This window comes from Dysosmobacter sp., from assembly GCF_052306735.1.
In the GTDB taxonomy this organism is placed as follows: domain Bacteria; phylum Bacillota; class Clostridia; order Oscillospirales; family Oscillospiraceae; genus Oscillibacter.
Map to the genome: position 1 here is coordinate 37,040 of NZ_DAWBAJ010000001.1, position 21,230 is coordinate 58,269.

Sequence of the window (21,230 nt, forward strand, 5' to 3'; positions counted from 1 at the left end):
CGAATTCAGAATTCCGGCAGCTGTGTGGTACGCTCCGTCACGTTCTGGAAGCACACCTGACCCACGCCGAACAGCCTCAGCAGCTGCTCCCGAACCTCCATGGCCCGGCTGTCCAGATACCATACCACCGCCTGCTTGCCGCCCTTCTCCCAGGTAAGGTACGCGGCCTCATAGCGGCTGGAGTAATAGCCCTCGGCACCGTCCTCCGCCTGGGCGCGGATCTCCTGGGCGTCCATGGTGCCGCTGCGCTTTTCTCCTGTCCAGCACACGCCCCGGGTGGAGATGCACACACTGAGCTTTTCCGGCGCCACCACACCGTCCAGGCGGGCCAGAACGCTGTAGAGCTCCTCCATGGGCTCCAGCGGTGCCACTGCCAGCTCCTCTCCGGTCTTTTCGTATGCTTCTACCCGCAGCACCAGCTTGTCCGCGGCACGGCCCAGCGCCGCCAGATCATAGGCACCTGTGTCACCGGTGTCCCCGGCAGGCGCGTCCGCCATGACATAGAGGAGCTTATCTCCCAGTTTGGCGGCGGTCTGCTGTACCAGTTTGGTCAACTGAGTCTGCTGGTTATCCTGCAAGCTGGAAATATCCAGCAGGATCCCGTCATAATTGCCCTGCCGCACAGCGGCTGCCAGAGCCTCTGCGGTGGTAGCCGGCGTTCCCTTCAGGGCCAGGCTTCCGCCGGAGACCCGCAGCAGCTCCGTGGCGCCGGACTGCTCCACGGCAGCGCGGATCCGGGAGAGCGTCTCCTCCTCCATGACAACATTCACCTGGGTCTGGCCGCTGTAGGTGAATCTGGCGGCGGACACCGCCACCACATCCAGATCCTCCAGGGCTGCCGCATCCTCTACGGAGGACACGATGCCCAGCTGGGACAGCGTGGTACCGGAGAGCTTTTGATCCAGGCGATCCAGGATCACCGCCACCTGTTCCCGGGTCGCTGCCCGGTCCGGCGCAAAGGTAGTGCCCGACGTGCCGTTGACGATCCCCAGCTCATAAGCCATAGCGATATACCCGGCATTGGTGGTGGTATCCGTAAAGGGGGCAGACACCGCCTGGGCGAGGCCCGCAATAGTTCCGTAGCCCAGGGCCCGCACCAGCATGGCCGCCATCTCCTCCCGGGTGATGGAATCCGCGGGGCGGAAGGTATCGGTCTGGCGGGTAATGGCCCCGTTGGCGTAGGCAGTCTCCACCGCGCTGAAATACCAGGCGTCAGGGTCCTGCACATCCTCATAGGTGCCCTTCTGGGGTGTCACCATCTCCCAGTCGAAAAAGCGGCACAGCACCACTGCGAAAGCAGCCCGGGTCATGGGATGCCCCATACCGAAGGTGGTGGCGCTCTCTCCCTGGAACCAGCCCTGCTGGACGCAGCGCTGGATGGAAGGCGCTGCCCAACTGGCAGCCGGCACATCCCGGAAAGAAGCGGCCGCCGCAGGCACCGGCGCCACGCCGCTCAGCAGGCACACCAAAAGCGCCCAGACGGCGATCCGCTGAATCTGCATCTTCATGCGCATTGCAACTCCTTTTGTGTGATTTGACCTCCGGCGGCATTTCCGGGGGCGTCAAAGCGCTCCAACATCCGGAAAACGCGGTAAAATCTGCCGGAAATCTCGGGCTATTGTACCAAATAAATGCTCTCCCGTCAAATGAGAGCCGTCGGTTCCTGTCGCCGCCCCTGTCAACACACATTTTTTCTTTACCTTTGTGGGAGTATCTGCTATAATCATTTAGTTATTATGGTTTCTTATACGCATTTTGCGCCGGAAAGGAGGCAGCGTCCCATGAAGTTCAAAAAATGGAACATCACCCAGCCCGCAGAACAGGACGTGGCCCTCCTGCGCAGTGCGGGATACCCATATCTGCTCTCCACGGTGCTGGCCGCCCGGGGTGTCACCACGCCGGAGGCCGCCGCCGCGTTTTTGGATCGGGAGCGCTCTTTGACCCTCTCCCCCATGCTGATGCGGGACATGGACAAGGCCGTCGCCCGCATCCAGCGGGCCATCAGCCAGGGGGAGACCATCGCCGTTTTCGGTGATTATGACGTGGACGGCATCACCTCCACCTGCCTTTTAACCGACTATCTGCGCCGCTGCGGCGCCCGGTGCCTGCGGTATATCCCCCGCCGCATCGAGGACGGCTACGGCCTCAGCCGGGACGCCATCCGGGGGCTCTATGACCAGGGCGCCACGCTGATGGTGACGGTGGACTGCGGCATCACCGGTAATGACGAGGTGGAATACGCCGCCTCTTTGGGTATGGATGTGGTGGTAACGGACCATCATGAGTGCAAGGAGGACCTGCCCCATGCGGTGGCAGTGGTAGACCCTCACCGGCCGGACTGCCCCTACCCCTTCAAGCACCTGGCAGGCGTGGGCGTGGCACTGAAGCTGGTGCTGGCCCTGGGAGGAGAGAGCCGGGAGGACGCCCTGTTCGCCCGGTACTGCACCCTGGCCGCCATCGGCACCATTGCCGATGTCATGCGGATGGAGGGGGAAAACCGCACCATCGTCTACTGCGGGCTGGAGGCTCTGCCCCACACAGACTTCGTGGGCGTTCACGCCCTGCTCAAAGAGGCCGGGCTTGCCGGCAAGCCCATCTCCTCCATTCAGATCGGCTTTGTCCTCTCCCCCCGCATCAACGCCGCCGGGCGCATGGGGGCCGCGGATCTGGCCGCCGACCTGCTGGAGACGGATGATCCCGCCCGGGCGGAGGAACTGGCCCGGGAGCTGTGCGACCTCAACCGGGAACGTCAGGCGGTGGAACAGGCCATCTGTGCCGACGCCATTCACCAGATCGACTCCCTGGGCCCGGAGGAGCGCAGCGCCCTGGTCCTGGCCAGCGAGGACTGGCATCAGGGTGTCGTGGGCATCGTGGCCTCCCGTCTCAGTGAAAAATACGCCTGTCCCAGCTTCATGATCCACCTGAAAGACGGTATTGGCAAGGGCTCCTGCCGCTCTTACGGCGGCTTCAACCTTTTCACGGCGCTGGAGTCCTGCTCGGATCTGCTGGAGGGCTTTGGCGGCCACGAGCTGGCCGCGGGCTTCACCATCCAGGAGTCCAATATCCCCGCCTTCCGGGCCAGGATGAACCGCTATGTCCGCTCCGCCTCCGGCGGAGTGCTGCCGGTGAGTTCCCTGGCCATTGACGCCCCCATCACCTCCCCCGGGGAGATGACGCTCCAACAGGCTCAGCTGCTGGAGTATCTGGAACCCTACGGCGCCGGCAACCCCCGTCCCGTGTTTGCCCTGCTGGGAGCCACGGTGGACGCGGTGCAGTCCGTGGGCCAGGGCAAGCACCTCAAGCTGCGCCTTTCCAAGGGCGTCAGCCGGTTCGACGCTATTTTCTTCTCCGTCACAGCCGAGGAGTGCGGCATCAGCGCCGGAAGCCGGGTGGATGTTGCTTTCCACCTGCAGGCCAACACCTTCCGGGGGAACACCACGCTGCAGCTCCAGCTCATCGACATCCGCCCCTCCCTGACCCCCAGCCGCCACGAGGCGGAGGCCCTGGCCCTGCTGGACCGGCTGGTGGAGGGTGACCCCGTCACGCCTCAGGAGGCCACCCGGCTGGGTGCCTCCCGGGACCAGTTCGGCGCCTTCTATCTGGCGCTGGAGCGGCGGCTGCGCCAAGGCTGCTGCGGCCCCCAGGCGGAGCTTCCCTTCCTGCGTCAGCTGGCGGCGGACGGCGGCGGCTGTGAGAGCTTTTTGCGGGCCGCCCTGGCTCTGGCCGTCTTCAGCGAGCGGGGGCTGCTGTCCCTGACCCGGGAGAACGGCACCCTGCTGGTCAAACTGCGGCAGACCCGCCAGAAGGTGGATCTGTTTGCCTCCCCCTATTTGTCCCGGCTGCCGGGGGCAGCCAATCGGAATCGAGGTGAAACGCCATGACCGTTTTGGAACAATACGACAATCTGGAAAAGACCGTCCGCAGCTACAACCCTTCGGCGGACTTTGCCCAGATCCGGGCCGCCTTTGAATTTGCCCAGGAGGCCCATAAAGATCAAAAGCGCAAAAGCGGAGAGCCCTATATCATCCATCCTCTGGCGGTGGCTCAGATCGTGGCGGAGGAACTGCGTCTGGACTCGGAGTCCATTATGGCCGCCCTGCTCCACGACGTCATCGAGGATACCGGCGCCACCCATGAGGATGTGGCCCGCATTTTCTCTCCCACCATTGCCGACCTGGTGGAAGGCGTCAGCAAACTGACCCGGATCCAGTACGCCACCAAGGAAGATGAGCAGATGGAGAACCTGCGCAAAATGCTCATCGCCATGTCCAAGGACATCCGGGTCATCCTCATCAAAATTGCAGACCGGCTCCACAACATGCGCACCATGGAGTACCAGACTCCCATGAAGCAAAAGCAGAAGTCCCTGGAGACCATGGAGATCTATGCCCCCATCTCCCACCGTCTGGGCATGCAGCGCATCAAGTGGGAGCTGGAGGATCTGTCCCTGAAATACCTGGATCCCGTGGGATATGAGGAGATCGTCTCCAAGCTGGAGGCCAAGCACCAGGAGTACGAGGACTTCATGCACCGCACCCAGATCCAGATTGACGACCGCCTCAACGAACTGGGCATCCAGCACATCGTCTACGGCCGTATGAAGCACCCCTATTCCATTTACCGCAAGATGTTCAACCAGAACAAATCCCTGGACGAGATCTTCGACCTCTTTGCCTTCCGGGTGATTGTGGAGAATGTGGGCGACTGCTATAACGTGCTGGGTGTGATCCACGATCTCTACAAGCCCATTCTGGGCCGGTTCAAGGATTATATCGGCACGCCCAAGCCCAACGGCTACCAGTCTCTGCACACCACCGTCATGGGCACCGACGCCATCCCCTTTGAGGTACAGATCCGCACCAAGGAGATGCACGAGGTGGCCGAGTACGGCGTTGCAGCCCACTGGAAGTATAAGCAGGGCGGGCAGGGCGCCGGCACCGAAGGGAAGTACGAGTGGGTGCGCCGGCTGCTGGAAAACCAGGAGGGCGCCGACGCCGAGGACTATATCCACTCCCTGAAGATCGACATGTTTGCCGACGAGGTGTTCGTCTTTACGCCCGGCGGCGACGTGCAGAACCTTCCCAGCGGCGCCACCCCCATCGACTTCGCCTACGCCATCCACTCCGCCGTGGGCAACCACATGATCGGCGCCAAGGTCAATAACCGCATCGTCACATTGGATCACGTGCTGAAAAACGGCGACGTGGTGGAGATCCTCACCTCCAAGAGCGCCAAGGGACCCAGCCGGGACTGGATGAAGATTGCCCGGTCCAGCGAGGCTCGCAGCAAGATCCGCCAGTGGTTCAAAAAGGAAAAGAAAGAGGAAAATATTGCCAACGGCCGGGCCGCCTTTGAGGCGGAGCTCAAGCACTGCGGCCTCACCATCCGCATGGTGACGGAGAGCGATATCCTCCCCACCCTTTTGAAGCGGGTCTCCTATCCCACACTGGACGATATGTACGCCGCCATCGGCTACGGCGGCTTCACCGCGCAAAAAGCGGTGAGCCGGATGCAGGGCGAGCTCAACCGGGTGCAGAAGCAGCAGCAGGCGGAAAAGGTCATCGAGGAGCCCCCCGCCAAGCACGAGCCCGCCAAAACGCCTGCCCCCAAGCGGGTCAAGAGCGAGCAGGGCATCATTGTGGAGGGATTGGACAACTGCCTGGTGAAGTTCTCCAAGTGCTGCACTCCCGTCCCCGGAGACGAGATCATCGGCTTCATCACCCGGGGCTACGGGGTCTCCGTCCACCGGGCGGACTGCCCCAATGCCTCGCCGGAGCGGCGCAGCGCCCCGGGGCAGGAGGGCCGCTGGATCAAGGTCACCTGGGGCTCCGACACCCTGGACAGCTATCCCACCACATTGGAAGTGGTGTGCAAGGACCGCAGCAACCTGCTGCTGGATGTCTCCGCCGCCCTCTCCACCACCAATACGTTTGTGCTGGGGGTCAACTCCCGCAGCACTGAGGACAACTTTGCCATGATCCGCCTGGAGATCAAAGTCCGGGACGACGCCCATCTCAAGACCGTCATGAACAAGCTCAACCAGATCTCCGGCGTGCTGAAAGTGAACCGGCCGGCAGGATAAACCTCGAAGGGGGACGCTGTCCCCCCTCGATCTCCCCCCTCCCCAGTGACATCGGTCACTGGGGAACGCCGCCCAAGGCGGCTGAAGTCGGGGAATTTTCGCCACGTACAGAAGGTGAATTGCCCCGCAGGAGCAAGAGAAGCCCCTCTGGAGGGTGCCGCGGCGAAAATGATTGGATTTCTTTGGTTTCCCCCAGGGAAACCAACTGCCAGGTCCTTTGTTTCCAATGCTATTCTTTCTATGAGAGGAGTACCGCGTATGCGCGCAGTGGTCACCCGGGTGCACCATGCCTCCGTCACCATTGACGGGAAAATCAACGGCCAGATTGGGGAGGGCTTCCTGGTCCTCCTGGGGGTGGGCCCCAACGACACGGCGGAAACCGCCGACAAACTGGCGGACAAGATCTGTAACCTGCGGATCTTTGAAGACGAAAATGAGAAAATGAACCGGAACCTGGAGCAGGTGGGCGGCAGCCTCTTGGTGGTCTCCCAGTTCACCCTCTACGCCGACACCTCCTCCCGCCGCCCCGGCTTCACCGGGGCCGCCAAGCCGGATGTGGCCATTCCCCTCTACGAGCGGTTTATGGCCCACTGCCGGGAGCGGGGCTTCACCGTGGAACACGGGGAATTCGGCGCCAAAATGGAAGTGGAATCCCTGAACCACGGCCCCGTTACCATCCTCTTTGACACGGAACAGACCAAGTAAGGAGCATATCATGGAGATCAGATCCCTGCAGGTGGGCCCCATCGGCACCAACTGCTACCTTTTGTGCGACGAGACCGCCAAGGTCTGCGCCGTCATCGATCCCGGCGGGGAAGCATCCCGGGTGGCCGCCGCAGTGGCGGAGACCGGCTGCACCCCCTGCGCCATTTTCCTGACCCACGGCCACTATGACCACACCGGCGCCGTAGCCGCCCTGCGGGAGAAGTGGCCGGACATCCCCGTATATCTGAACCACAAGGACCAGTACACGGATGATGCTTACGCCATGCAGCTCTTCCCCACTATTCCCAATACTGTGGACTACGGGGAGGGGGACACCCTCACCGTGGGAACCCTGACGGTCTCCGTCCTGGCCACACCCGGCCACTCGGAGGGATCTGTGACGCTGCGCTGCGGTGATGTGCTCTTCTGCGGCGACACCCTGTTCGCCGGTTCCTGCGGCCGGACAGACTTCCTGGGCGGCAGCATGACTACCATCCTGGCTTCCCTGCGCCGTCTGGGCCGGTTGGAGGGGAATCTGAAAGTTCTCCCCGGCCATATGGAACCCTCCGACCTGGACTCGGAGCGCAAGTGGAACCCCTATCTCATGCAGGCCCTGCGGGCATGATATTTGAGGAATTATTATGAAATTGGTACTCAACGGCCACGATGAGCGATATGTTGTGGAGCAGAGCCTCATGGCCCTGTTCCCCGGCGAACTGCCCGTCTATGAGCCCATCTGTCCCGGAGATGACGACTGGGCTGTGGTCACTCTGGCGGAGGAGACGGAAGGCTGCCGCATCACGGTGGAACTGGCCTTGGGCGGCAAGTCCGCCGCCCGCACCCTGACCGCGCCCCTTTCCGGCACGGACTTTGAAAAGGAGGGCCAGCGCCGCCACGCCATGGCCCGCTGCTTTTTCCTGGCGGCCCGGGACGTCACCGGCGCCACGCCTCCCTGGGGCATGCTCACCGGCGTCCGGCCCGACAAACCGGTGACCTGGGCTCTGGCGGAGGGAAAATCCCCGGAGGAAGCCCGGAAAATGCTGGAGAAGGAGTATTTCGTCACACCGGAGCGCTCCGCCCTGGCCCTGGAGACCGGGGAGACGGCCCTGCGGGCCATCCGGCGGCTCTCCCCCCGGGACATCGACATCTATGTGGGCATTCCCTTCTGCCCCACCCGCTGCGTGTACTGCTCCTTTGTGAGCCAGTCTGTGGAAAAAAGCTTTGCCCTGGTACCCCCCTATGTGGAAGCTCTGGCGGCGGAACTGCGCGCCGGCGGCGAGATGGTCCGCCGGGCGGGGCTGCGGGTGCGCAGCTTCTACATGGGCGGCGGCACCCCCACCACCTTGACGGCGGAGCAGATGGACACGGTGCTCACCGCCTTTGAATCATCCTTCGACCTTACGGACTGCACGGAGCGAACGGTGGAGGCCGGCCGGCCGGACACCATCACGCCGGAAAAACTGGCAGTGCTCCGCTCCCACGGGGTGGACCGGGTGTCGGTGAACCCCCAGACGCTGGAGGATCGGGTGCTGGCGGCCATCGGCCGCCGCCACACGGCGGAGGATATCCGCCGGGCCATGGACCTGGTGGGCCGGTACGGCTTCGCCCATGTGAACATGGATCTCATCGCGGGGCTGCCGGAGGACACGGCGGAGGGCTTCCGCCGCTCCCTGGACGGCTGCCTCACCATGGGAGCCGATAATATCACCGTCCACACCCTGGCTCTGAAAAAGGGCAGCCGCATCCTGACGGAGGGGCTGCGGGTCCCCGGACCGGAGACGGTGACGGAAATGCTGGACTACGCTGCTCCCGTCCTGCGCGGGGCCGGGTATCATCCCTATTACCTCTACCGGCAAAAATACATGTCCGGCAGCTTTGAAAACACCGGCTGGTGCCGTCCCGGAGCGGAGTGCTGGTACAACGTGGACATCATGTCGGAGCTGTGCTCCATTTTGTCTTTCGGGGCCGGCGGTTCCACCAAGATGGTGGAATTCGGCACCAACCATATCCAGCGGGTGTTCAACGTGAAGTATCCCAAGGAGTACATCGAGCGGCCGGAGAAGTGCCTTGCCAACCAGGCCGCCTTTGCCGCTTTTTATGAAACACTGTGAAAGGAGTCTTTCAACATGCCGTATTCTCTGACACAGATCAACGAAGCCGTCCGCTCTGACCCCAAGGCCTTTGCCCAGGAGTGCGATGAGATTTTCCACCAGAAGGTGGAAAACGCCGCCCGCAAGATCGCCGAACACCGTACCGAATCCCACGTGATCCTGCTCTCCGGCCCCTCCGGATCCGGCAAGACCACCACGGCCCTGAAAATTGAAGAGGCTCTGGAGCATATGGGCATTGAGACCCATACCATCTCCATGGACAATTACTTCAACACCATCGACCCGGAGACGGCTCCCCGGAACCGGGAGGGCAACATCGACTATGAGTCCCCCTTCTGCCTGGATATCGAGCTTTTGAACCGCCACTTCTCCATGCTGGACCGGGGGGAGACCATCCATGTGCCCAAGTACGAATTCTCCCGGCAGATGCGCTCGGACATTTTGTCCCAGCCGCTGCACCTAGGGCCCGATGAGATGGCCATTTTCGAGGGCATCCACGCCCTCAACGACATCATTGTGGGCAAGAACCCCCACGCCTTCAAGCTCTACATCGCCGCCCGGTCCAACGTGGTGGACGACGACGGCAGTGTGGTCTTCCAGCATCCCTGGCTGCGGCTTTGCCGGCGCATCGTCCGGGACTACAAGTTCCGGGGCAGTGACGCCGCCTTTACCCTGAAGATGTGGTCCAACGTCCGCCGGGGCGAGAAGCTCTACATCTCTCCCTACAAGGAAAACGCCAATCTGATGTTCGACTCCTCCCTGGCCTGCGAAGTTGCGGTGCTCAAGCCTTTCGTGGTGCCCCTGCTGGAGGCCATCCCCCGGGGCAAGTACCAGGAGGTGGACGAGATCCTCAAGGCCTATGACCGCATCGAGGCCATGGACGAGAGCTGCATCGCCCCGGACTCCCTGGTGCGGGAGTTTATCGGCGGCAGCACATACAGCTACTGACCATCCGTCATAAAGGAGGCACCTATGGACGAACAGCTGCGGGAAGTTTTGAATCTGGTCCGCCGGACTGCCCGGCAGGCGGGGGATACCGCCGCCGACGCCGCTTACGGCGCAGGCAAAAAGGCGGAGGAGCTTTTGAGCGTGGCCCGGGTGCGGGCCAAGATCGCGGGACTGGAGGGGGATGTGCGCGGATGCCTCCAGGACGCGGGGGGACTGCTCTACGCCACCCACACCGGTACCCCCACCGACTCGGAAGTCCTGCTTGCCAAGCTGGAGGAGATCGACGGCCTCAAGGCCCAGATCCAGGCGCTGCGGGAGGAGGAGGCCCGTCTGCGGGGAAAGGAATCCACCCCCGTGTGCCCCACCTGCGGCGCTCCCAGCCAGGAAGGCGACCTCTACTGCCGCACCTGCGGCGGCAAGCTGTAAGGAGGGCACACCATGGCATATACCCTGCAGCAGTACCAGGAGAGTGCGGACGTTCTGCGCCGGCACCTGGGGAACTTTTCTCCCCGCTGCCTGGTGATTCTGGGCTCCGGCCTGGGCGCTCTGGCGGACGAGGTGGAATCCCCGGTCATGGTGCCCTATGCGGATGTACCCCACATGAAGATCTCCACCGCACCGGATCACGCGGGCCGCTTCGTCTTCGGCCGCCTTGCCGGGCAGGACGTGGCCGTCATGCAGGGCCGGCTCCACACCTATGAGGGCTGGTCTTTTGCCGACGTGGCCTATCCCGTGGGGCTCATGCGCCTGCTGGGGGCGGACACCCTGGTGGTCACCAACGCTGCCGGGGCAGTGAACACCACCTTCTCCGCCGGGGACATCATGCTCATCACCGACCATATCAAGCTCTTCGGCGCCAGCCCCCTGACGGGGCCCAACATCGAGGAGCTGGGCCCCCGGTTCCCGGACATGAGCCATGTCTATACCCCGGCCCTCCAGCAAACTGCCCGGCAGGCGGCCCAGACGCTGCATATCCCCCTGCGCCAGGGCGTGTACATGTTCTTCCCCGGCCCCCAATACGAAACGCCTGCCGAGGTGCGTGCCGCCCGGATCCTGGGAGCGGACGCGGTGGGCATGTCCACCGTACCGGAGGCCATCGCCGCCGCCCACTGCGGCATGGATGTGCTGGGCTTCACCCTGTGCACCAACATGGCCGCCGGGGTGCTGGACCAACCTCTTTCCGGGGAGGAGGTCATTGCCGCGGCTGCGGCAGCCGGCCCCCGGTTCACCGCCCTGGTGAAGGCGTGCCTGGAGCGGTTATAAAGCGTACCCGGCCGCATAAGTTCAAAGAGAGGGCCCTGCGTCTCTCTTTGCGTATTCTTTTGATGATTTCGAGGTAAACTCCCCATGTCAAATCGTGAAAAAAAGCAGTCTTTCCTGGGCGGCGCCGCCATTCTGGCCGCCGCTGTGGCCATTGTGAAAATCATCGGCGCCATTTATAAGATTCCCCTGGGCAACATCATTGGCGACGAGGGCAAGGCCCATTTCACCGTTGCCTACAACATCTACAACCTGCTTTTGACCATTTCCACTGCCGGACTGCCTCTGGCCATCTCCAAGCTCACCAGCGAGGCCCATGCCCTGGGCCGGGAGAACGAAAAGCGCAAGATCTTCCGCACTGCCATCTGGCTGTTCTTCGGCCTGGGGCTGGTGTTCTCCCTGTTTATGTTCTTTGGCTCCGCCCAGCTGGCGTCCTTCATGAACGACGACCTGGCCTTCTGGTCTATCCGGGCCCTGTCTCCGGCAGTGTTCTGCGTGTGCCTTCTGGCCTGCATGCGGGGCTACACCCAAGGTCAGGGGAACATGACCCCCACCGCCGTCAGCCAGATCCTGGAGGCTTTGTGCAAGCTGGGCATCGGCTTGTCCCTGGCCTGGTACTTCCTGCAGCTGGGCAAGGGCGTGGAGATCAGCGCCGCCGGTGCCATCCTGGGTGTCACCGTGGGCACGGTGCTCTCCATGGTGTTTTTGATCTTCTACCTGCTGCGCCACCGGGACCGGACGGAATCTCTGGACGTACCGGAGAGCAGCAGCACACTGATGAAGAAAGTCTTGATGATCGGCGTGCCCATCACATTGAGCAACTCCGCCATGAGCATCATCACCCTCATTGACTCCAAGATCGTCCTGGGCCGGCTGGAGACCATCTCCTCCCTGCTGACGGAAACTCCCACCGCCTTGTACGGGCAGTACACCTTCGGCATGGACCTGATCAATCTGCCCCCCTCCTTTGTCTATCCCGTCACCATGAGCCTGATCCCCTTTGCGGCGGCGGCCATGGCCCGGAAGGACAGTGCCGGAGCCAACCGCATCATCTCCTCCGCCTTCCGGCTCATTGCCATTCTGGCCATCCCGGCAGGCGTGGGGCTCAGCGTCCTCTCCGGTCCCATCTTGCTGATGCTCTATCCCGCCCAGCAGGACGCCGCCATTGCCGCAGGCCCCCACCTGCAGGTGCTGGGCATTGCCTGCATCTTCATCTGCCTTATGACCCTCACCAATGCCATTTTGCAGTCCTGCGGCCATGAGCGCATCCCCATCTGCACCATGATTGCAGGCGGCGTGGTAAAGATTGTCATGAACTACGTTCTGGTGGGCAACCCGGATATCAACATCCACGGCGCCCCCATCTCCACCTTGTGCTGCTACCTGGTGATCTCCGGGTTGAACCTCTTCTTTGTGTGGAAATACTCTCCGGAAAAGCCCCACTACCTCCAGCTGTTCACCAAACCCGTCATCGCCTCCGTTCTCATGGGCGGCGCCGCCTGGGCGGTCTACGGCTTTGTGGATCGGGCCCTCTCCGGCGGCCATTCCGCATACAGCGCCAACGCCCTGGCTACCCTGGTGGGCATCTGCGCCGGCGTGGTGGTGTACTTCATCCTGGTGATCGCCCTGCGGATCCTCCGGGCGGAGGATCTCAAATCCGTCCCCTACGGCGCCAGGATTATAAAACTTTTACACTTAAAGTAAGGTACACCCATTGATGAGGCCGCCTGAACCCCGAAAAAGCCAAAAAATCAGGCGGTTTCACGATGAATTTTCTTGCAAAGGCAGATGTCTTATGGTAGATTTTCAATGTAAGGAATGCTATGACTACGAGGACTTTCTGGAGATCATGCGCCTGCTGCGCTCGCCCGGGGGCTGCCCCTGGGACGCGCAGCAGACCCACGCCTCCATTCGACGGAATTTTCTGGAAGAAACGTACGAGACCCTGGACGCCATCGACCGGGACGACCCCGCTGCCATGTGTGAGGAGCTGGGAGACGTTTTGATGCAGGTGGTGTTCCACGCCATTATGGAGGAGGAGCGGGGCCGCTTCACCATGGCGGACGTGGTGGACGGTGTGGCCAAGAAGCTGGTCTACCGGCACCCCCACGTCTTCGGCGGCACCATGCAGGCGGACACCAGCGATCAGGTTCTGGTAAACTGGGAGATCCTCAAGCGCAAGGAAAAGGGACAGGCCTCCACTGCCGATGCGGTGGAATCCGTTCCCCACACCCTGCCCGCCCTTTGGCGGGCGGAGAAGGTGCAGAGCAAAACCGCCAAGGCCGGATTCGACTGGGACAACGCCCTGGGGGCCCTCACCAAGCTGGAGGAGGAGGTCCGGGAGCTGCGGGAGGCATTGGAAGCCCAGCGGGACATGGACGCTCCCCACGGCGTCCGGGAAGAGCTGGGGGACACCCTCTTTGCCGCAGCCAAGGTCTGCCAGATGACCGGCGCCGATCCGGAGGATGCCCTCCATCGGGCCTGCGACAAATACGCGGACACCTTCCGCAAAGTGGAAACGCTGGCGGACAAGCCCCTTGCCGAATATACGGAGGAGGAACTGGTGGCACTGTGGAAAGCCGCCAAAGCCCAACGGTCTTAAACGCCGACAAGCGCGTTAAGAATAAATTTGTTGACAACATTTTATAGGAGGAACTCATCCATGAACAAAGCTGAACTCATCAACGCCGTGGCCGCTTCTGCCGAGGTCTCCAAGAAGGACGCCGAGGCTGTCGTTACCGCTACTTTCAACGCCATCACCGAGGCCCTGACCCAGGGCGAGAAGGTGCAGCTGGTGGGCTTCGGCTCCTTTGAGGTGAAGAAGCGCGCCGAGCGCATCGGCCGCAACCCCAAGACCAAGGAGTCCATCCAGATTCCCGCTTCCGTGGTGCCCGTGTTCAAGGCCGGCAAGGCCCTGAAGGACGCCGTGGCCAAGTAAGTTTCCCTTTTGGATCAACGACTGCCGGCACCGGGGTGCCGGCAGTCCTGTTTTGGAGGTAACCCATGCGTCTTGACAAATATCTCAAGGTCTCCCGCCTCATCAAGCGCCGGACTGTAGCCAACGAGGCCTGCGACAACGGTCTGGTGACCGTCAACGGCAAACCTGCCCGGGCCTCCTATGAGGTGCAGGTGGGGGACCGGATTTCCATGCAGTTCGGCGTGCGCTCCGTCACGGTGGAGGTGCTCTCCGTCCAGGAGACCGTCCGCCAGGCGGACGCGGCGGCGCTGTACCGGGAAGTCGGCCGGTAATATTTCCCTGCTCCTCCCCATATAGTGGACACAAGGGGAGGGACGCGCATGAACGACTACAACACGGTCCCCCAGGCGGCGCACCGCCTGGAGCTGACGGGCCGGGAACACCTCACGGTCTCCGGCGTGGAGGATGTGGAACGCTTTGACGAGACCGGCATCATCATGTCCACCGCCGCCGGGGTTCTGGTGGTCACCGGAGAGAACCTGCACATCGACAAGCTGTCCCTGGACGGCGGGGAGCTGCATGTGGACGGACGCATCGACTCCATTGCCTATGAAGAGGGAGAGGCGGAGCGCCCGGGCTTTTTCCGCCGGCTCCTGGGGTGAGCTCCATGGGAATCAACATCTCCCAGCAGCTGACCCTGTTCGGCCAGTCCATCCTGCTGGGCGTGGCCGCAGCCCTGGTGTATGATCTGCTGCGGGCTTTCCGGGTGCGGATCCCGCGCCTGACCGCCGCGCTGGACGTATGCTTTTGCCTGCTGCTGATCGTGTCGGTGTTTTTATTCGTACTGCACCAGGCCCAGGGACAGCTGCGGGGCTATGTGCTGCTGGGATCCGCCGGCGGCGCCGTCCTCTATTTCACGCTGCCGGCCCCCTTTTTGCGCCCGGTGTGGGATTTCTGGTGCGGAAGTGTCCTGTTTTTGCTGCACCTCCTTTGGCAGCCGGTCCTCTCTGCCGGACATCTATGCAAAAAAATATTTATTCGGGGAAAAAACCTCTTTTATTTTGCAGGAAAGTGTTATACAATAACAAAAGGCGGAGATTCCGGCCATTATCACAAAGGAGGCGCCGGCTATGGCACAAAAACGCGGCAGAAACAAAAAGCAGCACGTCCGCGCCGGTGTCCTGACCAAGTTCGTGATTCTGGCCCTGTTGGCCGGTCTGGGCTGGCAGCTGCTGCAGCTCAAAGGTCAGGTGGAGCAGGCCCAGGGACAGCGGGCCGCACTGGAACAGCAGGTCAACGCCCTGCAGGAGGAAAACGACACCCTGGAGGCAGACATCGCCGAGGGTGCCACCCAGGAAAAGATGGAAGACCTGGCCCGGGAGAAACTGGGCGTGGTCTCCCCCAATGAGCGTGTGTTTTACGATGTGAGCAACTGACCGGTGCCGGGCGGCGAGGAGAGGCGGTCCCGTGCTCTCCCTGCCGGATCTGGAACCGGTCTTTTTAACTCAGCGCGGGCATTGCCCGTCATATCACCGGAAGGAGAAACAAAAAACCATATGGAGCTTCAGGTTGGGAGCATTTTGGAGGGCAAGGTGACCTCCATCACCAAATTCGGCGCGTTTGTCGCACTGGAGGGCGGCCGGTCCGGTTTGGTACATATCTCGGAGATCGCCAACAGCTTTGTCAACGACGTCCACGACTTTTTACAGGAGGGACAGACTGTCAAGGTCATGGTCCTGTCCACAGACAACGGAAAGATTAATCTTTCCATCAAGAAGACCCTGCCTCCCCCGGAGCGTCCTGCCTCCCGGGGCCCCCGTCCCCCCATGCGTCCCCGGCCGGAAGGTGCGCCCCGCCCTGCTCCGCAGTCCCGTTCTTTTTCCCGGGGCGCTCAGCAGCCTCTGCCTCCCTCCGGAGATCAGTCCTTCGAGGATAAGCTCAAGCAGTTCCTCTCCTCTTCCGAGGGGAAGATGGCCGATCTCAACCGCAGCATCGACGGCAAGCGGGGCGGCGGCCGCAGAAGAAGATAATTGCAAATGCCCGCCGGAAATTCCGGCGGGCATTTTCTATCCGGAGATAGATAAAAAGGAGCCGCCCGGCGTCAAACACCGTGCGGCCCAAACGGGTGGGATATTGGAAAGCTTCCTGTATTATGATACACCCCCGTCCCCTGCTGTGTAAACAGGAGCTTTTGCCGAATCCCCACTTCTTTTGGCGAATCCGCTCAGGCGGAAACAATTTGCGGATGCAGCCGGATTTCCCCTTTGCAAAGATGTGATGGTATGTTATACTGTATAAAAGAGAGAACACTCTCGTCCTCTCTTTCATACGAAAGGAGCGATTTCGATGAAGTACGCCTTTACCTGCAAGAAAGTGACCCTCAATGACTCCATCAAGGAGTACGCTGAAAAGAAAATCAACAAGCTGCAGCGCTACTTCCGGGAGGAGGACACCACCGCATATGTCACGTTCTCTGTGGAGAAAGAGCATCTTTGCTCCGTGGAAGTCACGATCCGCGGCGGCGGCACGCTGCTCCGCGCCCAGACGGAGGCCCCCGACGGTGATATGCGCGGCGCCATCGACGCCGCTGTGGGTTATATCGAGCGCCAGATCCTCAAGAACAAGACCCGCCTTGCCAAGCGCCTGCGCAGCGAGGGCTTCCCGCCTCCGGCTCCCACCGACGACTTCGAGGTGGCAGAGGAGAAGGAGTTCAACATCGTCCGCACCAAGCGCTTCTCCGTCAAGCCCATGAGCACGGAGGAGGCCATTTTGCAGATGAACCTGCTGGATCACAGCTTCTTCGTCTTCCGCAACAGTGCCGACGACAGCCTGTGCATCGTCTACTGCCGCAAGAATGGCGGCTACGGTCTCATCGTCACCGACGACGAGGAATAACCGCACAATCAGGAGGGGCCTCAGGCCCCTCCTTTTTTGTCCCTTTCGGTTGAAAAAAGCCGTGTTTTTCGGAAAGGGTTGCGTTTTTTCGCCGCATTTGTTATACTAATACCAGCGTCCGCCTCCGCGGGCGCTGAATTTTGAAAAAGAAAGAATTTAGATTCATGAAAATGATTTTTTTAGTGGACGGAGACAACAACATCGGTACCGGGCTTCAGGGCATTGAAGCCCTCACTGCCGAGGATACCGTCCTGATTTTTTACGGAAAGGGCCAGTCCCTGGCCAGTGTCAAAAAGCTCTGCGGCAGCACCCGGGCCCAGGTCCAGTATCTGGAGAGCGTCAAGGGCGGGAAAAACTCCATTGACTTCCAGATCATCACGGAGTTGGGCGTGCTGGTGGGCCGGGGCGAGGCGGACTTTGCCTACGTCATCAGCCAGGACAAGGGGTATGAGGCCGCCATGAGCGCCCTGCGGGCCCGCTACGCCGACACCTTCCAGGAGGTGGCCCTGCGCCCCTCCATCCAGAGCTGCCTGCAGGCGGCGTTTTTGCTGCGCTCCGCCACGCTGGAGGAGCTCTCCGCCTCCCTGACCCGGGAGTATGGCCCGGTGCAGGGCGCCCTGGCCTATGCCCACCTGCAAACGCTCTTCGCCCCGCCTCCGGCGGAGGAGAAGCCCGCCGCCCCCCGCCGCCGCAAGCGTTCCAGCGGCAAGGGCGGTCAGACGGCCCAGGCTCCCGCTGTGGAGGCAGCCCCCCAGGAGTCTGCCGCGGAGCCTGACGTCCCGGCAGAAAAAACCGTCAAAACCACCCGCACCCACCGGGGCGGGCGGCGCCGGAAGAAACCCGCGGAGTCCCCCGCAGGCTGAAGATGCAAAAAAGCGTGCCCCATGGAACGGGCACGCTTTTTCCTATTTTGCCGTCCACGCTGCCGGTGCCCGTTTGAGAAAAGCAAAGCACCCGCTCAAAGAGCGGGTGCTTTGCTTGGTGGTTTAATCTGCGTGATCCACGGCGTACATGTGGGCCATGAGATCCAGGATCTTGTTGGAATAGCCCCATTCATTGTCGTACCAGGCGATGAGCTTGACGAAGTTGTCGTCCAGCATGATGCCGGCAGTCTCATCGAAGATGCAGGTCTCGGAAAAGCCCGTCAGATCGGAGGAGACCACCTGGTCGGTGGTGCAGGTGATGATGCCCTTCATGGAATTGCGGGCGGCGTTCTCCATGGCCACGCACACATCGTGGTAGCTGGCAGGCTGGATCAGCCGGGCGGTGAGATCCACCACAGAGACGTCGTTGGTGGGCACCCGGAAGCTCATGCCCGTCATCTTTCCCTTGAGCTCAGGGATTACCACGCCCACCGCCTTGGCGGCGCCGGTGGTGGAGGGGATGATGTTGCCCATGACGCTGCGGCCGGTGCGCCAGTCACGGCCTGCCCGGGAGTCCACGGCCTTCTGCTTGGCGGTGGCGGCGTGGATGGTGGACATCAGAGCCTGGGAGATGCCGAACGTGTCGTTGATGACCTTGGTCATGGGAGCCAGGCAGTTGGTGGTGCAGGAGGCGTTGGACACCACATCCATATCCGGCGTGTAGAGCTTGTGGTTGACGCCCATGACGAAAGTGGGGGTCACATCGTCCTTGGCAGGTGCGGAAATGATGACCTTCTTGGCCCCGTGGTTGAAGTGGGCGGAGGCCTTTTCCACGGTGCAGTAAGCACCGGTGGATTCGATGATGTACTCGGCGCCGCAGTCATCCCAGGGAATCTGGGAGGCGTCGTCATAGCTGTAGACCCGGATCTTCTTGCCGTTGATGATGAGGTGGCGGTCATCCCGCTCCACGGTACCCTGGAACGTCCGGAATACGGAGTCGTACTTTACCTGGTAGACCATGTAGTCCAGATCCGCGTTGCGCAGGTTGATGCCCCGGATCTCGTAGCTGCTGCATCCCCGTTCCACCATGATCCGCAGAGCCACGCGTCCAATGCGGCCGAAGCCGTTAATCCCAACTTGAATCGCCATCGTTTCAATCCTTCCCAATCGTATTTGCGGCGGGTGCCGCCTGCCTGGGCTGTGCTGATTTCATTATACCATCCGTTCAGAAAAATTCACTTGATATTTACGTAAAATTACGTACTTTCTTTTTATGTTTTTCTGGTTTAATTGCACAGCGGTCTGTGCTGCATTCGACAATTTTCGACAAAATTCTTGTTTTCCCCCAGGGACTTTGCTATCCTATAGGTATTGCAGGCAGCCTTTTCCTGGGTTATGGGGACGTTTGCCCGCATATGCTACGCAAAGCGCCCCACGGCGCGGGAGAGGAGGATCACATGGAGGGGGATCGCAATCAGCTGGAAGCCCTGCTGCCCAACATCGCTGCACAGATGCGGGGCGCACTGAGCAATCTCCACCTGGCTGCCGCCCAGCTGGTGCCTGCCGCTCAGCGGGAACAGGATCCGGATCTGGACGCCCGGGCCGCTTTGCTGGATCAGAGCTACTATCAGCTGCTGCGGCTGGCGGGAAACCTCTCCGCGGCGGCCATGCTGCAAAGCGACGCGCCGCTTTCTCTTCAGGATGGGGACATCGTGGAGGCAGTTTCGTCCTTGTGTGAACAAACCGCCTCTCTGGCGGAGCTGGCAGGGGTACACCTCTCCTTCCGCTGTGCCATGGATCACCACGTGTGTGCCTTTTGCCGGGAGGGTGTCGAACAGCTCCTCTTTCAGCTGCTGTCCAACGCGGTGAAGTTTACCCCCCAAGGCGGCAGCGTCACGGTGGAATTGAAATGCGCCGGAGGAAAAGTGCTTTTATCCGTGGCGGACACCGGCTGCGGTATGGAACCGGAACAGCTGGAGACCCTCTTTGACCGTTACCGCAGCGGCAATCCCATGGTGCCTGTCCCCCACGGTCTGGGACTGGGCCTGGCCCTTTGCCAGCGGGTGGCGCAGGGGCACGGCGGCAGCCTGATGGCGGAATCCCATTTGGGCCAGGGCTCCCGTTTTACCGTGTCCATCCCGGATCGGCAATGTGGGATCACGGAGATCTCCGATGTGCGCTTCGACTATTCCGGCGGCTTCAATCGGGCCCTGCTGGCGTTGTCGGATGCATTGCCAGCCCGGGCGTTTCTTCTGCGCAATCAGGATTGATACTCACAGGCCGCGCCTTTGGGCGCGGCCTGTTCTTGCTTCCCCCTTTTCATTTTCCTCAAAATGGGGTACAATGTGCCTGACAATCACGGGAAAGCACCGCTTCCCCCAAGGAGGTTTTTCATGTCCCTGGTATATGTGGCCATGAGCGGCGGCGTGGACAGCGCCGCAGCAGCTCTGCTGCTGATGCAGGCAGGGTATCAGGTGCGGGGCGTCACACTGCGCCTGCGCGCCGACGGGCAGGAGGATGATTTGGACAGCGCCCGGGCCGTGGCGGACAAATTGGGGATCCCACACACGGTACTGGATCAGCGGGAGCTGTTCCAGCACACGGTGATGGATCGATTTGTCTCGGAATATGTGGCTGGCCGAACGCCCAATCCCTGCGTGGACTGCAACCGCTGCGTCAAATTCGGGGCGCTGCTGGACTGGGCTCTGGAACAGGGGGCAGACTATCTGGCCACCGGACACTACGCCCGGGTGGACCGCGATCCGGCCTCCGGCCGGTACCTGCTGCTGCGGGGACTGGACCGCCGGAAGGAGCAGAGCTATTTTCTCTATCAGCTGACCCAGCACCAGCTCTCCCACCTGCTGTTCCCGGTGGGAGACTATGAAAAACCCGCTCTCCGGGCTCTGGCGGAAGCCCATGGCTTTGCCAATGCCCATCGGGCGGACAGTCAGGATATCTGCTTCATTCCAGGCGGAGACTATATGGCTTTTCTGGAGGAGTACGGCGGCGTGACCCCCCAACCCGGGGACTTTGTGGACACCCAGGGCCGCCTGCTGGGCCGTCACAAGGGTCTGGAGCGCTACACCACCGGACAGCGGAAGGGCCTGGGGGTCAGCGCAGATGCCCCCCTGTACGTGGTGCGCAAGGATCCGGCGTCCAACACCGTGGTGCTGGGGCCGGACAGTGCCCTGTATTCCCGGGAGCTGATCGCAGATGCCTTTAACTGGATCTCCGTACCGGAACCCTCCGCTCCCCTGACGGTTACTGCCAAGACCCGCTACAGCCAGGGGGAGGATGGGGCGGCAGCCCAGGTGCTGCCGGACGGGTCGGTACAGGTTTCCTTCACCGTACCCCAGCGGGCGGTCACAGCCGGTCAGGCGGTGGTGCTCTACGACGGGGAGCGGGTGGTAGGCGGCGGTACCATCCGGGAGGTCTGGTAAATGAAACGG

General features: G+C 61.8%; 21 protein-coding genes and 1 pseudogene. 20 read left to right on the forward strand and 2 right to left on the reverse strand.

Going from position 1 to position 21,230, the window contains the following annotated elements; genetic code table 11:
- Positions 1–5: 5 nt before the first annotated feature.
- Positions 6–1,508, reverse strand: a complete 1,503-nt coding sequence (locus ACT67G_RS00195; protein WP_443662586.1) for an S-layer homology domain-containing protein — start codon at positions 1,506–1,508, stop codon at positions 6–8.
- A gap of 273 nt (positions 1,509–1,781) precedes the next feature.
- Here ACT67G_RS00195 and recJ point away from each other — a divergent pair, with 273 nt between their 5' ends.
- From recJ to ACT67G_RS00285, 18 genes and pseudogenes are all read left to right on the forward strand, one after another.
- Positions 1,782–3,881 carry a single-stranded-DNA-specific exonuclease RecJ gene (gene recJ, locus ACT67G_RS00200; protein ID WP_325247028.1) on the forward strand — a complete coding sequence of 700 codons (2,100 nt, stop codon included), beginning with the start codon at positions 1,782–1,784 and terminating at the stop codon, positions 3,879–3,881.
- Positions 3,878–6,082: a RelA/SpoT family protein gene (locus ACT67G_RS00205; protein ID WP_325247029.1), complete on the forward strand. Its 2,205-nt coding sequence runs from the start codon at positions 3,878–3,880 to the stop codon at positions 6,080–6,082. The genes recJ and ACT67G_RS00205 overlap by 4 nt, the downstream gene beginning before the upstream one ends.
- 258 nt (positions 6,083–6,340) lie before the next feature.
- The gene (dtd, locus tag ACT67G_RS00210; protein WP_325247030.1) at positions 6,341–6,787 is read left to right on the forward strand and encodes a D-aminoacyl-tRNA deacylase; all 447 of its coding nucleotides are present in this window, start codon (positions 6,341–6,343) and stop codon (positions 6,785–6,787) included.
- Positions 6,788–6,797: 10 nt separating this feature from the next.
- Positions 6,798–7,412, forward strand: coding sequence for an MBL fold metallo-hydrolase (locus tag ACT67G_RS00215; protein WP_325247031.1), 615 nt, complete (start codon positions 6,798–6,800; stop codon positions 7,410–7,412).
- Between the two features lie 16 nt (positions 7,413–7,428).
- Positions 7,429–8,898: a coproporphyrinogen dehydrogenase HemZ gene (hemZ, locus tag ACT67G_RS00220; protein WP_443662587.1), complete on the forward strand. Its 1,470-nt coding sequence runs from the start codon at positions 7,429–7,431 to the stop codon at positions 8,896–8,898.
- Between the two features lie 15 nt (positions 8,899–8,913).
- A complete protein-coding gene (locus ACT67G_RS00225; RefSeq protein WP_325245074.1) occupies positions 8,914–9,846 on the forward strand; it encodes a uridine kinase family protein in 933 nt (310 codons plus the stop codon).
- Positions 9,847–9,870: 24 nt separating this feature from the next.
- Positions 9,871–10,272 carry a hypothetical protein gene (locus tag ACT67G_RS00230; RefSeq protein WP_443662588.1) on the forward strand — a complete coding sequence of 134 codons (402 nt, stop codon included), beginning with the start codon at positions 9,871–9,873 and terminating at the stop codon, positions 10,270–10,272.
- 12 nt (positions 10,273–10,284) lie between these two features.
- The gene (locus ACT67G_RS00235) at positions 10,285–11,109 is read left to right on the forward strand and encodes a purine-nucleoside phosphorylase (protein WP_443662589.1); all 825 of its coding nucleotides are present in this window, start codon (positions 10,285–10,287) and stop codon (positions 11,107–11,109) included.
- Between the two features lie 84 nt (positions 11,110–11,193).
- Positions 11,194–12,810, forward strand: coding sequence for a putative polysaccharide biosynthesis protein (locus tag ACT67G_RS00240; RefSeq protein ID WP_443662590.1), 1,617 nt, complete (start codon positions 11,194–11,196; stop codon positions 12,808–12,810).
- A 91-nt stretch (positions 12,811–12,901) separates the two neighbouring features.
- On the forward strand, positions 12,902–13,708 hold the full coding sequence (gene mazG, locus ACT67G_RS00245; protein WP_325245066.1) for a nucleoside triphosphate pyrophosphohydrolase: 807 nt from the start codon (positions 12,902–12,904) through the stop codon (positions 13,706–13,708).
- 60 nt (positions 13,709–13,768) lie between these two features.
- Complete coding sequence (locus ACT67G_RS00250) at positions 13,769–14,044, forward strand: HU family DNA-binding protein (RefSeq protein ID WP_325245064.1); 276 nt, start codon at positions 13,769–13,771, stop codon at positions 14,042–14,044.
- Between the two features lie 65 nt (positions 14,045–14,109).
- Entirely contained in the window at positions 14,110–14,355 is a 246-nt protein-coding gene (locus tag ACT67G_RS00255; protein WP_325245063.1) for an RNA-binding S4 domain-containing protein, read from the forward strand.
- Between the two features lie 48 nt (positions 14,356–14,403).
- Positions 14,404–14,685 (forward strand): YabP/YqfC family sporulation protein, encoded by a 282-nt coding sequence (locus tag ACT67G_RS00260; RefSeq protein ID WP_325245061.1) that lies wholly within the window; start codon positions 14,404–14,406, stop codon positions 14,683–14,685.
- Positions 14,686–14,690: 5 nt separating this feature from the next.
- A pseudogene (gene yabQ, locus ACT67G_RS00265) lies at positions 14,691–14,936 on the forward strand (spore cortex biosynthesis protein YabQ); the annotation flags it as partial.
- A gap of 217 nt (positions 14,937–15,153) precedes the next feature.
- Positions 15,154–15,459, forward strand: a complete 306-nt coding sequence (locus ACT67G_RS00270; RefSeq protein WP_443662591.1) for an FtsB family cell division protein — start codon at positions 15,154–15,156, stop codon at positions 15,457–15,459.
- A 120-nt stretch (positions 15,460–15,579) separates the two neighbouring features.
- Positions 15,580–16,053: a S1 RNA-binding domain-containing protein gene (locus ACT67G_RS00275; protein WP_325245057.1), complete on the forward strand. Its 474-nt coding sequence runs from the start codon at positions 15,580–15,582 to the stop codon at positions 16,051–16,053.
- Between the two features lie 316 nt (positions 16,054–16,369).
- Entirely contained in the window at positions 16,370–16,918 is a 549-nt protein-coding gene (gene hpf / locus ACT67G_RS00280) for a ribosome hibernation-promoting factor, HPF/YfiA family (protein ID WP_325245055.1), read from the forward strand.
- Positions 16,919–17,082: 164 nt separating this feature from the next.
- Positions 17,083–17,781, forward strand: coding sequence for a PIN domain-containing protein (locus ACT67G_RS00285; RefSeq protein WP_443662592.1), 699 nt, complete (start codon positions 17,083–17,085; stop codon positions 17,779–17,781).
- A gap of 123 nt (positions 17,782–17,904) precedes the next feature.
- Here ACT67G_RS00285 and gap read toward each other — a convergent pair whose 3' ends face one another.
- Positions 17,905–18,930 carry a type I glyceraldehyde-3-phosphate dehydrogenase gene (gene gap / locus ACT67G_RS00290; RefSeq protein WP_325245051.1) on the reverse strand — a complete coding sequence of 342 codons (1,026 nt, stop codon included), beginning with the start codon at positions 18,928–18,930 and terminating at the stop codon, positions 17,905–17,907.
- A 266-nt stretch (positions 18,931–19,196) separates the two neighbouring features.
- On the opposite strand from gap, the gene ACT67G_RS00295 reads away from it, so the two are divergent.
- Together ACT67G_RS00295 and mnmA are read left to right on the forward strand one after the other, a co-directional pair.
- The gene (locus ACT67G_RS00295) at positions 19,197–20,051 is read left to right on the forward strand and encodes a sensor histidine kinase (protein ID WP_325245049.1); all 855 of its coding nucleotides are present in this window, start codon (positions 19,197–19,199) and stop codon (positions 20,049–20,051) included.
- Positions 20,052–20,174: 123 nt separating this feature from the next.
- Positions 20,175–21,221, forward strand: coding sequence for a tRNA 2-thiouridine(34) synthase MnmA (mnmA, locus tag ACT67G_RS00300; RefSeq protein WP_443662593.1), 1,047 nt, complete (start codon positions 20,175–20,177; stop codon positions 21,219–21,221).
- Positions 21,222–21,230 lie beyond the last annotated feature (9 nt).

Bases quoted from the DNA above. Each gene is read 5' to 3' on its own strand.
- ACT67G_RS00240 (WP_443662590.1), top strand. From the start codon at position 11,194: ATGTCAAATCGTGAAAAAAAGCAGTCTTTCCTGGGCGGCGCCGCCATT.
- gap (WP_325245051.1), bottom strand. From the start codon at position 18,930: ATGGCGATTCAAGTTGGGATTAACGGCTTCGGCCGCATTGGACGCGTG.
- ACT67G_RS00285 (WP_443662592.1), top strand. From the start codon at position 17,083: ATGAAAATGATTTTTTTAGTGGACGGAGACAACAACATCGGTACCGGG.
- ACT67G_RS00255 (WP_325245063.1), top strand. From the start codon at position 14,110: ATGCGTCTTGACAAATATCTCAAGGTCTCCCGCCTCATCAAGCGCCGG.
- mnmA (WP_443662593.1), top strand. From the start codon at position 20,175: ATGTCCCTGGTATATGTGGCCATGAGCGGCGGCGTGGACAGCGCCGCA.
- ACT67G_RS00260 (WP_325245061.1), top strand. From the start codon at position 14,404: ATGAACGACTACAACACGGTCCCCCAGGCGGCGCACCGCCTGGAGCTG.
- recJ (WP_325247028.1), top strand. From the start codon at position 1,782: ATGAAGTTCAAAAAATGGAACATCACCCAGCCCGCAGAACAGGACGTG.
- dtd (WP_325247030.1), top strand. From the start codon at position 6,341: ATGCGCGCAGTGGTCACCCGGGTGCACCATGCCTCCGTCACCATTGAC.
- ACT67G_RS00205 (WP_325247029.1), top strand. From the start codon at position 3,878: ATGACCGTTTTGGAACAATACGACAATCTGGAAAAGACCGTCCGCAGC.
- ACT67G_RS00215 (WP_325247031.1), top strand. From the start codon at position 6,798: ATGGAGATCAGATCCCTGCAGGTGGGCCCCATCGGCACCAACTGCTAC.
- hemZ (WP_443662587.1), top strand. From the start codon at position 7,429: ATGAAATTGGTACTCAACGGCCACGATGAGCGATATGTTGTGGAGCAG.
- ACT67G_RS00195 (WP_443662586.1), bottom strand. From the start codon at position 1,508: ATGAAGATGCAGATTCAGCGGATCGCCGTCTGGGCGCTTTTGGTGTGC.
- hpf (WP_325245055.1), top strand. From the start codon at position 16,370: ATGAAGTACGCCTTTACCTGCAAGAAAGTGACCCTCAATGACTCCATC.
- ACT67G_RS00250 (WP_325245064.1), top strand. From the start codon at position 13,769: ATGAACAAAGCTGAACTCATCAACGCCGTGGCCGCTTCTGCCGAGGTC.
- ACT67G_RS00275 (WP_325245057.1), top strand. From the start codon at position 15,580: ATGGAGCTTCAGGTTGGGAGCATTTTGGAGGGCAAGGTGACCTCCATC.
- ACT67G_RS00235 (WP_443662589.1), top strand. From the start codon at position 10,285: ATGGCATATACCCTGCAGCAGTACCAGGAGAGTGCGGACGTTCTGCGC.
- ACT67G_RS00295 (WP_325245049.1), top strand. From the start codon at position 19,197: ATGCTACGCAAAGCGCCCCACGGCGCGGGAGAGGAGGATCACATGGAG.
- mazG (WP_325245066.1), top strand. From the start codon at position 12,902: ATGGTAGATTTTCAATGTAAGGAATGCTATGACTACGAGGACTTTCTG.
- ACT67G_RS00270 (WP_443662591.1), top strand. From the start codon at position 15,154: ATGGCACAAAAACGCGGCAGAAACAAAAAGCAGCACGTCCGCGCCGGT.
- ACT67G_RS00230 (WP_443662588.1), top strand. From the start codon at position 9,871: ATGGACGAACAGCTGCGGGAAGTTTTGAATCTGGTCCGCCGGACTGCC.
- ACT67G_RS00225 (WP_325245074.1), top strand. From the start codon at position 8,914: ATGCCGTATTCTCTGACACAGATCAACGAAGCCGTCCGCTCTGACCCC.